This window comes from Massilia sp. GER05 (assembly GCF_052056005.1).
Classification (GTDB): Bacteria; Pseudomonadota; Gammaproteobacteria; order Burkholderiales; family Burkholderiaceae_D; genus Telluria; species Telluria orientalis.
The window spans coordinates 6176659-6189903 of the sequence record NZ_CP178858.1; the positions used below are offsets into that span (position 1 = coordinate 6176659).

A 13245-nucleotide genomic window follows, 5' to 3' on the forward strand; every position below is an offset into this window, starting at 1 on the left:
CATTGTCTTCCCCGCGAAGACGGGGATCCAATTTCAGTCGGCCGGTACGCGACGTGATTGGGTTCCCGCCTGCGCGGGAACGACGGCTTTAGGGCCGCAGGTATGTTTACTTGCGTTCGGCCAGCGGCACGAAGGTCAGGTCTTCCGGCCCGACATAGTTCGCGCTCGGGCGGATGATCTTGTTGTCGATGCGCTGCTCGATGATGTGCGCGGACCAGCCGGACGTGCGCGAGATGACGAACAGCGGCGTGAACATCGCGGTCGGCACGCCCATCATGTGGTACGAGACGGCCGAGAACCAGTCGAGGTTCGGGAACATCTTTTTCACTTCCCACATAACGGTTTCGAGGCGCTCGGCGATGTCGAACATCTTCATCGAGCCGGCGCTTTGCGACAGCGTGCGCGCCACTTCCTTGATCACCTTGTTGCGCGGGTCGGAGATCGTATAGACCGGGTGGCCGAAGCCGATGACGACTTCCTTGTTCGCCACGCGGTTGCGGATGTCCGCTTCCGCCTCGTCCGCGTTCTCGTAGCGCTTCTGGATGTCGAGCGCGACTTCGTTGGCGCCGCCGTGCTTCGGACCGCGCAGCGCGCCGATCGCGCCCGTGATCGCGGAATAGATGTCGGAACCGGTGCCGGCGATGACGCGGCCGGTGAACGTCGACGCGTTGAACTCGTGTTCCGCATACAGGATCAAGGAAGTGTGCATCGCCTTGACCCACTCGTCGGACGGCTTGAAGCCGTGCAGCAGGTGCAGGAAGTGGCCGCCGATCGAATCGTCATCGGTCTCCACGTCGATGCGCTTGCCGTTATGGCTGTAGTGGTACCAGTACAGCAGCATCGAGCCGAACGACGCCATCAGGCGGTCGGCGATGTCGCGCGCGCCAGCGCTGTTGTGGTCGTCCTTTTCCGGCAGCACGCAGCCCAGCACCGACGCGCCCGTGCGCATCACGTCCATCGGATGCGCGCCGGCCGGCAGCGCCTCCAGCGCGGCCTTCACGGCATGCGGCAGGCCGCGCAGCGATTTCAGCTTGGCCTTGTAGCCGCGCAGTTCCGCCTCGTTCGGCAGCTTGCCGTGCACGAGCAGGTAGGCGATTTCCTCGAATTCGCTGTTGCCCGCCACGTCCAGGATGTCGTAGCCGCGGTAGTGCAGGTCGTTGCCGGAGCGGCCGACGGAGCACAGCGCGGTATTGCCGGCGGCGACGCCGGACAGCGCGACGGATTTCTTCGGTTTGAAGGTGGGCGTATCGGTCTTCATGTCAGTCATTTCTTCGTCTCCTGTGTCGTTTTATTTTGTGCGAACAGCGCGTCGAGCTTCTGTTCGTAGCTGTGGTAATCGATGCGCTCGTACAGTTCGGCGCGGGTCTGCATGGTGTCGACGACGTTCTTCTGCGTGCCGTCGCGGCGGATGGCTTCGTAGACGTTTTCCGCGGCCTTGTTCATCGCGCGGAACGCGGACAGCGGGTACAGCACGATGTCGACATCGGCGCCGCGCAGCTCGTCCACGCTGAACAGCGGCGTCGAACCGAATTCCGTGATGTTCGCAAGGATCGGCACCTTGACCGCCTGCTTGAATTGCGCGTACATCTCCAGGCTCGTGATGGCTTCCGGGAAGATCATGTCGGCGCCCGCCTCCACGCACGCGACCGCGCGCTCGACGGCTTTATCCAGGCCCTCGACGGCCAGCGCGTCCGTGCGCGCCATGATGACGAAGTTGTCGTCCGTGCGCGCGTCGACGGCGGCCTTCACGCGGTCGACCATCTCGCCCTGGCTGACGATCTCCTTGCCCGGACGGTGGCCGCAGCGCTTGGCGCCGACCTGGTCCTCGATGTGGCAGGCGCCCGCGCCGGCCTTGATCAGCGAGCGTACACTCCTGGCGACGTTGAAGGCGGACGCGCCGAAGCCCGTGTCGATGTCGACGAGCAGCGGCAGGTCGCACACGTCGGTGATGCGGCGCACGTCGATCAGCACGTCTTCGAGACCGGAGATGCCGAGGTCCGGCAGGCCCAGCGATCCGGCCGCGACACCGCCGCCCGACAGGTAGATCGCGCGGTAGCCGGCCCGCCTGGCCAGCAGCGCGTGATTGGCGTTGATGGCGCCGATGACCTGCAGCGGATGTTCTTCCTGGACGGCCTGGCGGAATTTGGCGCCGGCGGATTGTTGGCTCATGTCTACCCTTTCGTGATGCGGTCTGTGATGGTGGTCCATGGGTTTGCAAGGACCGTGCCAACGGCGATTTCCAGGATATTCAAGGACTTGGGCACGCCGTCCCGCCAGTTCATGTTTCACGGCGTTTCAGAATGAAACATCGTTGACACGCCGAAGAAAATTGAACAGACTGCGCGCGACCCTATCCACAACGACAAGGACAACCATGTTCGAACGCTCATCCAGGCTGTGCGCCGCGCTGCTGGCCGGCCTGTCCATCACCACGCTCGCCCATGGCGCCGGCCCGGACAGCCGCGCCGACGCCGTGAAGATCATCGCCGACATGCGCCGCATCGTCACCCCGCAAGGCATCGAGCAGACGCGGGCCGTGCGCATCGGCGGCATCGATCAGTGGATCAGCGTGCGCGGCACGGACCGGCGCAATCCGGTGCTGCTGTTCCTGCACGGCGGCCCGGGCTTCGTCGCGATGCCGACCAGCTGGTACTTCCAGCGCGGCTGGGAAGAATACTTCACGGTCGTGCAGTGGGACCAGCGCGGCGCCGGCAAGACGTATGCCGCCAACGATCCGGCGAAGGTCGCGCCCACGATGACGCGCGCGCAAATGCTGGCGGACGCCGAGGAGATGGTGGCCTGGCTGCGCAAGGAATTCGGCAAGGACCGCATCTTCGTGCTGGGCCATTCGTGGGGCTCGTCGCTGGGCATCCAGCTGGCGCAGCGCCATCCGGACTGGCTGCACGCGTATATCGGCATCGGCCAGATCACGGACGGCATGGAGAGCGAACGCCGCGGCTGGCAGTACACGATGGATGCGGCGAAGCGCGAGGGCAACCGGCAGGCGATCCGCGAACTGGAATCGATCTCGCCGTACGCCGCGCCAGGCAAGCCGCTCGTGCTGAAGGATCTGTACCTGCAGCGCAAATGGCTCGCCCGCTACGGCGGCGCCGTGTACGGCCGGAACGGGTCCGACGCCGAATCCGCGGCCGCGAAGCTGGCGCCGGAATACACGGATGCGGACCTGAAGACCATGTGGGACGGCACGGAATTCTCGTCCAGCCGCATGCTGACGGACGTGCTCGCGCAGGACTTCAGCGTCTACACGAAGTTCGACTGCCCCATCGTCATCTTCAACGGCCGCCACGACTACAACGTATCGGCATCGGCCACGGCGGAATGGTTCGAAAAGGTGAAGGCGCCGGCCAAGCAGCTCGTGTGGTTCGAGGATTCGGCGCACGAGATCTTCAACGAGGAGCCGGGCAAGACACTCGTGTCGCTCGTGAAGTATGCGCGACCGTTCGCGGAAAAGGCCGGCGACGTGGCGCCGTAAACGCAACAACCCGCACGCGGGCGCGTGCGGGTTGCATGGATCGGGGTTCGATCAGTGTGCCGATGCGGTGGAGGCACCGATACCGGTTTCCGAACGCACTTCCTGCGCTTCGAAACCAGCTTTGTCGATGGCGGCACGCTGGCTCTTGTCGGTGACCGAGAACAGCCACACGCCGACGAAGCCGACGGTCATCGAGAACAGTGCCGGCGACGTGTACGGGAAGATCTCGTGCGTATTGTGGAAGACGTCGACCCACACGGACTTCGACAGCAGCGTCAGGATGACGGCGGTAGCCAGGCCCAGGAAGCCGCCCACGGTCGCGCCGCGGGTGGTGCACTTGCTCCACAGGACGGACATGAACAGCACCGGGAAGTTGGCCGAGGCCGCGATCGCGAAGGCCAGCGAGACCATGAAGGCCACGTTGATCTTCTCGAACACGATACCCAGCAGCACCGCGGCAATGCCCAGGAAGACCGTCGTGATCCGCGACACGCGCAGTTCGCTGCCCGGGGCCGGCTGGCCCTTCTTGACCACGGTGGCGTACAGGTCGTGCGACACGGCCGAGGCGCCGGACAGCGTCAGGCCGGCCACGACGGCCAGGATCGTTGCGAACGCGACGGCCGAGATGAAGCCGAGGAACACGTCGCCGCCAACGGCGTTGGCAAGGTGCACGGCCGCCATGTTGTTACCGCCCAGCAGCTTGCCGGCAGCGTCCTTGAACGCCGGGTTCGTACCGACCAGCACGATCGCGCCGAAGCCGATGATGAAGGTCAGGATGTAGAAGTAGCCGATCCAGGTGGTGGCCCACAGCACCGATTTACGTGCCTCCTTGGCGCTCGGAACGGTGAAGAAACGCATCAGGATGTGCGGCAGGCCGGCCGTACCGAACATCAGCGCCATGCCGAACGAGATGCCGGAGATCGGATCCTTGATGAAGCCGCCCGGGCCCATGATCGCATCCTTCTTGCTGTGCACTTCGACGGCCTTGGCGAACAGCGCTTCCGGGCTGAAGTTGTACAGGGCCAGCACGGAGAACGCCATGAACGTGGCGCCGCCCAGCAGCATCACGGCCTTGATGATCTGCACCCAGGTCGTCGCGGTCATGCCGCCGAACAGCACGTAGACCATCATCAGCGCGCCCACGATCACGACGGCGATCCAGTAATCCAGGCCGAACAGCAGCTTGATCAGCTGGCCGGCACCGACCATCTGCGCGATCAGGTAGAACAGCACGGTGACGAGCGTGCCCGAGGCCGCGAACATGCGGACCGGCTTCTGCGCGAAGCGGTAGGCGGCCACGTCGGCGAACGTGAAGCGGCCCAGGTTGCGCAGGCGCTCGGCCATCAGGAACGTGATGACGGGCCAGCCGACGAGGAAGCCGATCGCATAGATCAGGCCGTCGAAGCCGTTCGCGAACACGGCGGCGGAAATGCCGAGGAACGATGCGGCCGACATGTAGTCGCCGGCGATCGCCAGGCCGTTCTGGAAGCCGGTGATGCCGCCGCCGGCCGTGTAGAAGTCGGAGGCGGAACGGGTGCGCTTGGCGGCCCACTTCGTGATGAACAGGGTGAAGATCACGAACCCGACGAACATGATGATCGCGGTCCAGTTGGTGGGCTGTTTCTGTGCCTGGCCCAGGTCGGGCGCGGCGATGACGGCGCCGGTGGCGGCCAGCAGCGCCGCGGCGGCGGCGCTCTTCATGAGGGTCGTGTTCTTCATGCGCGCACCTTTTCCTTGCCCGAAGCGGCGTTACGCTGGATGGCGTCGGTCAGCGCGTCGAATTCGCTGTTGGCGCGGCGCACGTAGACGCCGGTGACCGCGACGGTGAACAGGATCACGAACAGACCCAGCGGCACGCCCCAGGACATGACGCCGGCGCCGATCTTCGAGGCCATGAACTCCTTGTCGAACGCGTTCAGCAGCGTGAAGCCGTAATACACGATCATCACGGCCCAGGTCAGCAACCAGCCGTAGCTGGAGCGCGATTTGACGAGCTTTTGGTAATTCGGGTCTGCTTTGACCCGCTGGACGATGTCATCTTCCACTTTTGTCTCCAATCTTCTAGTAATGCGCCGCTCAGGTTGACGGGCTGGTATCGATCCTAAGTGGGCCGCCTTACCCGATTCTTACGGCTCGCCGAAATGTTTGCGCCCAACCGTTTCAGCGTGAAACCGCGTTGAAACATGCGTTGCACATTCATGTACACTTGCAACATGAGTTACCCGACCCGTCCCGCGCCCGCGCCGGACCAGGGCCCCGGCAAGCCCGTCATCTGGACGGTCTCCGTGTCGCGCCTGTCCGACCTGTTCCGCCACATCACGCCCGAATACGACCACCTGGCCCAGATCGAACCGCTGCACCTGGGCTTCGACGAGGCCGCGCGCCACATCCGCGAACGCATGGCGACGGAACACTGCGACGTCGTCATCGCGGCCGGCTCCAATGCCGCCTACCTGAAAGGACGCGTGTCGGTGCCGGTCGTCGTCGCGACGGCGAGCGGCTTCGACGTCATGCAGGCCCTGTCCCGCGCACGCCGCATGTCGGCGCGCATCGGCCTCGTCCACTACCAGCGTCCCGTGGCGGAACTGGCCGAGTTCGCGGCCACGTTCGGCCTCGCCGTCGAACAGCGCACGTACGTCACGGAGGACGACGCGCGCGCCAGCATCGCCGAGCTGAAGTCGGCCGGGGTCGAGGTGATCGTGGGCGCCGGCCTGATCACCGACCTGGCCGAGGAAGCGGGCCTCAAGCCCGTGTTCGTGTACTCGCTCGAATCGATCCGGCGCGCGTTCGACGACGCCCTCGAGATGGCGCGCCTGACCCGGCTCGAAAGCGGACGCGGACGGCGCGTGGCCGCCACCGACAGCCGGCGCGCGCGCCGCGGCCTCGCCGACCTGCGCGGCGACTCCTCCGCGATGGAACGGCTGCGCCAGACCGTCGTGCTGTACGCGCGCTCGCCGGCGACGGTGCTGATCCAGGGCGAGACGGGAAGCGGCAAGGAACTCGTCGCCCAGGCCATCCACCGCGAAAGCCCGCGGCGCGGCGCGAACCGGCCGTTCATCGCCGTCAACTGCGGCGCGATCGCCGAGTCGCTGCTGGAATCGGAACTGTTCGGCCACGAGGAAGGCGCGTTCACGGGCGCGCGCCGCGGCGGCCACGCGGGGCTGTTCGAGGCGGCGGACGGCGGCACCCTGTTCCTCGACGAGATCGGCGAAATGCCGCTCGCGCTGCAGACCCGATTGCTGCGCGTGCTCGAGGAGCGCGAAGTGATGCGCGTGGGCGGCACGCGGCCCGTGCCCATCGACGTGCGCGTGATCAGTGCGACCCATTGCGACCTGGAGGCGCGCGTGCGCGAGGGGCGCTTCCGCGCCGACCTGTTCTATCGGCTGGCCGTGCTGCGCCTTGCCCTGCCCCCGCTGCGCGCCCGCCCCGAGGACGTCGCGCAACTGGCCGAGTGGGCACTGAAGAACGCCCTCGCCGCGCTGAGCGCCCGGCCGCATCCGAACCTGGCGGCCGAGATCGCGGCGTGCGCACCGCTGTTGCAGGCGTACGCCTGGCCGGGCAACGTGCGCGAACTGCGCAACCTGATGGAACGCCTGGCGCTGTTCCTCGCCGCCGAGCCGCTGCAGGCGCTGACGCCCGCATTTTTATTGTCGGTGGCGCCCGAGCTGGGCGCCGGCCCTGGCCTGGCGGCCAATGCCGCGCCGGCGTCCGCAGCCCCGGCGCAGGAAACCGTGGCCGACGTCCTGGCGCGCTTCAACGGCCAGCGCGACGCGGCCGCGCGCCACCTGGGCATCAGCCGGACCACCTTGTGGCGCAGGTTAAAAGCCGGCAGCTAATCAGCCTGGGGCCGCCTTAATGCGCCCCAACGCACACGCCAATCGAAAGCCGTAGTATTATTTTTTTAATACGGCCTGGCGCCCGATCGGTGCCAGCTTTTGCACGCGTCGCCCATGAAGCGGCGCACCGCCCGTCCGCACGGAGGCAATATGCAAGACTTGTCGCAAGCTGCACTGTTTTCGCTGATCGGCAACACCCCCATGGTGGAAGTCACCCGCATGGACACGGGTCCCTGCCGCCTGTTCCTCAAGCTCGAATCCCAGAACCCCGGCGGCTCCATCAAGGACCGCGTCGGCCGCGCCATGATCGAGGCGGCGGAACGCGACGGCCGCCTGCGGCCCGGCGGCACCGTCGTCGAGGCCACGGCCGGCAACACGGGCCTCGGCCTCGCGCTCGTCGCCCGGATCAAGGGCTACCGCGTCGTGCTCGTCGTGCCCGACAAGATGGCGTCCGAAAAGATCCTGCACCTGAAAGCGCTCGGCGCCGAGATCCACCTGACGCGCTCCGACGTCGGCAAGGGTCACCCCGAGTACTACCAGGATTACGCGGCGCGGCTCGCGCGCGAGATCCCCGGCGCCTGGTTCGCCGACCAGTTCAACAATCCCGCCAACCCGACCGCGCACGAAACCACCACGGCACCCGAGATCTGGGACCAGATGCGCCACGAGCTGGATGCGATCGTCGTGGGCGTCGGTTCGTCCGGCACGTTGACGGGCCTGTCGCGCTTTTTCGCGCGCGTGCAGCCGGACCTGGAATTCGTGCTGGCCGATCCGCAGGGCTCGATCCTGGCCGACTACATCAAGACCGGCAAGGTCAGCGACGTCTCCGGCTCCTGGGCCGTCGAGGGCATCGGCGAAGACTTCATCCCGTCCATCGCCGACATGTCGCGCGTGAAGACGGCCTACTCCATCAGCGACGAGGAGAGCTTCAACACGGCGCGCGAACTGCTGCGCCAGGAAGGCATCCTGGCCGGTTCGTCGACGGGCACCCTGCTCGCGGCCGCGCTGCGTTACTGCCGCGCGCAGACGACGCCCAAGCGCGTCGTGACCTTCGTCTGCGACACGGGCACGCGCTATCTGACCAAGGTGTACAGCGACGGCTGGATGGTCGACCAGGGCCTGCTGCACCGCCCCCGCATGGGCGACCTGCGCGACCTGATCGGCCGCCGCTTCGACGACGGCGAAGTCATCACCGTGTCCCCGACCGACACCCTGCTCACCGCCTTCAACCGCATGCGCAGCGCCGACCTCGCGCAGATGCCCGTCGTCGACAAGGGCAAGCTCGTGGGCCTGATCGACGAATCCGACCTGCTGCTGCACGTGACGAGCGACAGGGAACACTTCAAGGCGCCGGTCTCCGGCACGATGACGTCCGACCTGCAAACGCTGGCCCCAAGCGCCGGCATGCAACAGCTGCGCGACATCCTCGACCGCGGCCTGACGGCCGTCATCGTCGACGGCGACCGGTTCTACGGGCTGATCACCCGCTTCGACCTTCTCAACCATCTGCGCAGGACTCTCACGTGAGCCATTCAAACGATACCCATCAGCGCCACATCGCCACGCGCGTCATCCACGGCGGCCAGGCGCCCGACCCCACGACGGGCGCCGTGATGCCGCCCATTTACGCGACGTCGACCTTTGCCCAGGAAAGCCCGGGCGTGCACAAGGGCCTGGACTACGGCCGCTCGCACAACCCGACGCGCTGGGCGCTGGAGCGCTGCGTGGCCGACATCGAAAGCGGCGGCGCCGCCTACGCGTTCGCGTCCGGCCTCGCGGCCATCGCGGCCGTGCTCGAACTGCTGCCGGCCGGCTCGCACATCGTGGCCGGCGACGACATGTATGGCGGCACCTACCGGCTGTTCGAGCGCGTGCGCCGCGCGAGCGCCGGCCACGAGTTCACGTACGTCGACCTGACGGACCCGCTCGCGCTCGCGAACGCGCTGCGCCCGGAAACGAAGATGGTGTGGGTCGAGACGCCGACGAACCCGATGCTCAAGCTCGCCGATCTACACGCGATCGCGCAACTGTGCCGCGAGCGCGGCGTGATGACGGTGTGCGACAACACGTTCGCGAGCCCCATCAACCAGCGCCCGCTGGAACTTGGCATCGACATCGTCGTGCACTCGACGACGAAGTACATGAACGGCCACTCGGACGTCATCGGCGGCATTGCCGTCGTGGGCGGCCATGCGCACCAGCAGGCATGGCGCGAGCGCCTCGGCTTCATCCAGAATGCCGTCGGTGCGATCCAGGGCCCGTTCGACAGTTTTCTCGTCCTTCGCGGCATCAAGACGCTGGCCTTGCGCGTGGAACGCAGCAACAGCAACGCGCTCGACCTGGCGCAGTGGCTGCAGGGCCAAGCCAGGGTGCGCCACGTCTACTATCCTGGCCTGACGTCGCACCCGCAGCATGGACTGGCGCGGCGCCAGATGCACGGCTACGGCGGCATCATCTCCATCGACCTCGACACGGACATCGCCGGCGCGCGCCGCTTCCTGGAGCAGTGCGAGATCTTCACGCTGGCCGAGAGCCTGGGCGGCGTCGAGAGCCTGATCGAGCATCCGGCCATCATGACGCATGCGACCATTCCGGCGGATCAGCGGGCCAGGTTGGGGATCGGCGACGGGTTGATCCGGCTGTCGGTCGGCATCGAGCACGTGGAGGACCAGCGGGCGGACCTGGCGCGGGCGCTGGCGGCGATTTAAGACGCGCACTACATGCGTCGTCCCCGCGCAGGGACGAGGCATGTAGAGGCCGCCGGCTATTCAGGCATATGCCGGTGCCGGCAGCGCAAGGCCCCACTCATCCTCGCCCTGCTCGACGGGCACGTGGCGCGACACCTCATTGCCGCGCACCCGGAACGTCGACACCACGTCCGTCAACTCCTCCGCCTGCGCCCGCATCGTGGCCGCCGCGGCCGCGGCCTGCTCGACCATCGCCGCATTCTGCTGCGTCGCCTCGTCCATCTCGGCGATGACGCCGCGCACGCGCGCGATGCCGGCCGCCTGCTCGGCGCTGGCGCCGTCGATCGCATGCAGCAGATCGGCCACCTGCTGCACGCGGTCGAGGATCTCGCGCATCGTGTCGCCCGCCGCGCTGGCGATGCCGGCCCCGGACGCGATGGCGAGCGTCGACTCGCCGATCAGGTGCTTGATTTCTTTCGCCGCCGCCGCGGAATGCTGGGCCAGGTTACGGACTTCTCCCGCGACGACCGCAAAACCGCGGCCCTGCTCGCCCGCACGCGCCGCTTCGACGGCCGCGTTCAGCGCGAGGATATTCGTCTGGAACGCGATCCCGTCGATCATCGCCGTGATGTCGCCGATGCGGGCGGCTGACTGGCGGATCGTCTCCATGCGCTCGACCATCTGCCCGACCGCGCCGGCACCGTCCTTCGCGACGCCGGACGCGGCCAGCGCGAGCTCGTTCGCATCGTGGGCATTCACGTGGTTCTGTTCGACGGCCTCGGTCAGGTCGGCCATCGCCTGCACGGTCGCATGCAGGCTGCGCGCCTGCGCTTCCGTGCGGTGCGACAGGTCGCTGTTGCCGGCCGCGATCTCGGCCGACGCGCCGTCGATCATGCGGGCGCTGTCCAGCACTTTCACGACGGTGGCCGACACGCCGTCCGTCATGTGGTTCAGCGCATCGAACAGGCGCCCGATCTCGTCGCCGCGCGCATGCTCGATGGTGGCGGACAGGTCGCCCGTCGCGACGCGCTCGGCCAGCACGACGGCATCCTGCAGCGGCGTCACGATGCTGCGCGTGAGCAGCCAGCCGGCGGCGCAGCCGACCAGCAACGCGGCCAGGCCGAATGCGGGCAGCAGGACGCGGCTGAGGGCGAATGCCTGTGCGGACGTGGCCGCCAGCGCGTGCGCTGCGCGGGTCTGCCATGCGAGCAGCGCGTCGAGGGCTTGCGTGTAAGCGTCGAAGGTCGTGGTCAGCTCGCCGGACGCCAGTTGCTCGACCTCCTGCGTCTTGCCGAAGTCCTTCGCCTGGAACACCTGCTTGCGGACGCTCACGTAGGCAGCCTTGCGCTGTGCAACGGCGTCGATCAGGGCGCGCTCGTCCGGTACGGCCGGCAGCGCGCCCAGCTTCGCCTCGAGCGCGGCCGCGTTCTTTTCGCCCTGCTGGAGCATGGCCTGGAAGTAGTCGCCCGCCTCCAGGCTGTCGCTGCGGGCGATGGCCACGGCGCGCACGCCGTTCAGGCGCGTGACGCCCAGCAGCTCGGCCGTCAGCTGTTGGCGGGCGAGCTTGTTATTGACGAGGTCGTTCGTGATGGCGTCGGCCGCATGCATGCGCCACAGCGCGACGATGGAAATGATGACGATGGCGAGGGACACCACGGCAAAGGCGCCGATGATCTTGGTGCCGGTGGAGAGCTGGGCGAGTCGCATGGGGTTATGTCCGGAAGGGAGGGATGCGACCGATGATACAAATGCCGTATGACAACAAAATGACGATGTGTGACACCCATGCATTCTTTTGTGACATGGGCATGACGAAAAAAAAGCCCGCACGAGGCGTAATGCCGTTCAGTTAAGCTAGCTTCTTGACCTTCCGGACGGCATAACGCTTTGGCGTTGCCTTGACGGCCCGGTCGCATTTGCGGCCGGGCCGTTCGTCTTTCAGGAGGCTAACCAGCCTTTCCCGCAAGTGTCTCATCGACGCGGGCAATTTTCCATACGATCTCGTGACGCCGGCCCAGTGTAGTTCGAATTGGATCAGGTGGAATGCCCGGATGAAGCTGACCTCGGTCGGCTCGCACTTCACCGCCAGCGCAGCCTTGGCGATCTCGAGCCGGATCAGGTTGTAGGCAATAAGCGTTCCCCAGATTTCCTGATATACGCCATCCGTTGTTTTCGAGCGCAGCGTCAGTGCCGTGCCGAGCATCGTTTGCTTGAGCTCCCGGTAGCTCGTTTCAATCCCCCAGCGCTTGTCGTAACAGGCGGCGATATCGCTTGGCTTGTAGCGACGACGGTCGCGCAGCGAGGTCAGCAGGATGCGTTTGCGGGCCTGTGCGTCGACGACGGTGATCGCGCGCGCTTCCCAGAACTCGGGCAATTCTGCGCACTTGGCCCTGGCCTGGGGCGACACACGCATGCGCACCAACATATCGTCGCTTTCGGCTTCGAGCGCTTCCCACTTGGTGTTCGATTTGGCTGGAATGATGTAGTGCCGTTCGGCGCCGCTGCCTGTCAGGCCGCACAAGATTTCGGCCGAGAGAAAGCCTCGATCGAAGACCGTCAGCGATTCATCCGGAATAGCCTCGATAAGCTGCTTTGCGTACAGCATTTCATTGGTCGAGTATGGGCCGAACGCGGCACTATGCACCAGGTGCGTGGGCAGCGACGTGAGGGTGACACCGCGCACTTGCGGATAGCTGGCGACCGTATCGCTGGCGTAGCTCTGGGCGCCAAAGTGGTTGCGATTTTCCGCAGTGTCGTGCGTGCGCAAGGTCGTCCCGTCCATGGCGAACAGCTGCAGTCCTTTGAACAGGTAAGCCATCCTGTCCTGCGTCACCCAATGCCTTGCCGAGCGCTCGAATAGCCACTTCAAGGGCTCAGGTCCGACGCGCTGGCGCGCTTGGGCCGCAGCGCTTTTGCTGACGAACGGCGTCTGCGCGTCCGGTAGCGCCAAACCAAGATCATCCAGCACTTCGCTGATCGATTTGTGCCGATACAAAGCCAGTGCCACCATCAGCCATACAACCTGCTCGGCAGGCAGGCGACGATGCCGGATACTCGTCGCTTCCGTGCTCATGACGGCCTGCTCGATCCATTCGTATGGCAAATGCTCCCCCAACCTTGCCCAGTCGGGAGCCTCAAGATGATTTGCCAGAAAATGCAGAGTGTCGTCGAACATGGCGACGAAGGTTAACAGCGATGCCCGGCGTTTACAACGATTAAATAAAAATGC

10 protein-coding genes are annotated in these 13245 nt (G+C 66.0%); 4 read left to right on the forward strand and 6 right to left on the reverse strand.

Annotated features, from left to right (window positions below; translation table 11 throughout):
• Positions 1–106: 106 nt before the first annotated feature.
• Both prpC and prpB read right to left on the reverse strand, forming a co-directional pair.
• Positions 107–1258: a bifunctional 2-methylcitrate synthase/citrate synthase gene (prpC, locus tag ACL58G_RS27280; protein ID WP_440968139.1), complete on the reverse strand. Its 1152-nt coding sequence runs from the start codon at positions 1256–1258 to the stop codon at positions 107–109.
• Positions 1259–1263: 5 nt separating this feature from the next.
• Complete coding sequence (prpB, locus tag ACL58G_RS27285; RefSeq protein ID WP_413387415.1) at positions 1264–2169, reverse strand: methylisocitrate lyase; 906 nt, start codon at positions 2167–2169, stop codon at positions 1264–1266.
• Between the two features lie 205 nt (positions 2170–2374).
• On the opposite strand from prpB, the gene ACL58G_RS27290 reads away from it, so the two are divergent.
• The gene (locus tag ACL58G_RS27290) at positions 2375–3493 is read left to right on the forward strand and encodes an alpha/beta hydrolase (RefSeq protein ID WP_440963773.1); all 1119 of its coding nucleotides are present in this window, start codon (positions 2375–2377) and stop codon (positions 3491–3493) included.
• A gap of 51 nt (positions 3494–3544) precedes the next feature.
• Here the strand turns inward: ACL58G_RS27290 and ACL58G_RS27295 are convergent, their stop codons facing one another.
• Complete coding sequence (locus ACL58G_RS27295) at positions 3545–5212, reverse strand: cation acetate symporter (protein WP_413340669.1); 1668 nt, start codon at positions 5210–5212, stop codon at positions 3545–3547.
• Entirely contained in the window at positions 5209–5538 is a 330-nt protein-coding gene (locus ACL58G_RS27300) for a DUF485 domain-containing protein (protein ID WP_440963774.1), read from the reverse strand. Before ACL58G_RS27300 ends, ACL58G_RS27295 begins: the two co-directional genes overlap by 4 nt.
• A 168-nt stretch (positions 5539–5706) precedes the next feature.
• On the opposite strand from ACL58G_RS27300, the gene prpR reads away from it, so the two are divergent.
• The 3 genes from prpR (at position 5707) to ACL58G_RS27315 (ending at position 10037) form a co-directional block, all read left to right on the forward strand.
• Positions 5707–7329, forward strand: coding sequence for a propionate catabolism operon regulatory protein PrpR (gene prpR, locus ACL58G_RS27305; protein ID WP_440963775.1), 1623 nt, complete (start codon positions 5707–5709; stop codon positions 7327–7329).
• 150 nt (positions 7330–7479) lie between these two features.
• Positions 7480–8856 (forward strand): pyridoxal-phosphate dependent enzyme, encoded by a 1377-nt coding sequence (locus ACL58G_RS27310; RefSeq protein WP_440963776.1) that lies wholly within the window; start codon positions 7480–7482, stop codon positions 8854–8856.
• Positions 8853–10037, forward strand: a complete 1185-nt coding sequence (locus ACL58G_RS27315) for a trans-sulfuration enzyme family protein (protein WP_440963777.1) — start codon at positions 8853–8855, stop codon at positions 10035–10037. Before ACL58G_RS27310 ends, ACL58G_RS27315 begins: the two co-directional genes overlap by 4 nt.
• A 60-nt stretch (positions 10038–10097) precedes the next feature.
• Here ACL58G_RS27315 and ACL58G_RS27320 read toward each other — a convergent pair whose 3' ends face one another.
• Both ACL58G_RS27320 and ACL58G_RS27325 read right to left on the reverse strand, forming a co-directional pair.
• Positions 10098–11723, reverse strand: coding sequence for a methyl-accepting chemotaxis protein (locus ACL58G_RS27320; protein WP_440963778.1), 1626 nt, complete (start codon positions 11721–11723; stop codon positions 10098–10100).
• 142 nt (positions 11724–11865) lie between these two features.
• Positions 11866–13191 (reverse strand): IS4 family transposase, encoded by a 1326-nt coding sequence (locus ACL58G_RS27325; protein ID WP_440963779.1) that lies wholly within the window; start codon positions 13189–13191, stop codon positions 11866–11868.
• Positions 13192–13245: the final 54 nt, after the last annotated feature.

Excerpts from the sequence above, each read along its gene's own strand:
- prpC (WP_440968139.1), bottom strand. The coding sequence starts at position 1,258 with ATGAAGACCGATACGCCCACCTTCAAACCGAAGAAATCCGTCGCGCTG.
- prpB (WP_413387415.1), bottom strand. The coding sequence starts at position 2,169 with ATGAGCCAACAATCCGCCGGCGCCAAATTCCGCCAGGCCGTCCAGGAA.
- ACL58G_RS27295 (WP_413340669.1), bottom strand. The coding sequence starts at position 5,212 with ATGAAGAACACGACCCTCATGAAGAGCGCCGCCGCCGCGGCGCTGCTG.
- ACL58G_RS27290 (WP_440963773.1), top strand. The coding sequence starts at position 2,375 with ATGTTCGAACGCTCATCCAGGCTGTGCGCCGCGCTGCTGGCCGGCCTG.
- ACL58G_RS27310 (WP_440963776.1), top strand. The coding sequence starts at position 7,480 with ATGCAAGACTTGTCGCAAGCTGCACTGTTTTCGCTGATCGGCAACACC.
- ACL58G_RS27320 (WP_440963778.1), bottom strand. The coding sequence starts at position 11,723 with ATGCGACTCGCCCAGCTCTCCACCGGCACCAAGATCATCGGCGCCTTT.
- prpR (WP_440963775.1), top strand. The coding sequence starts at position 5,707 with ATGAGTTACCCGACCCGTCCCGCGCCCGCGCCGGACCAGGGCCCCGGC.
- ACL58G_RS27325 (WP_440963779.1), bottom strand. The coding sequence starts at position 13,191 with ATGTTCGACGACACTCTGCATTTTCTGGCAAATCATCTTGAGGCTCCC.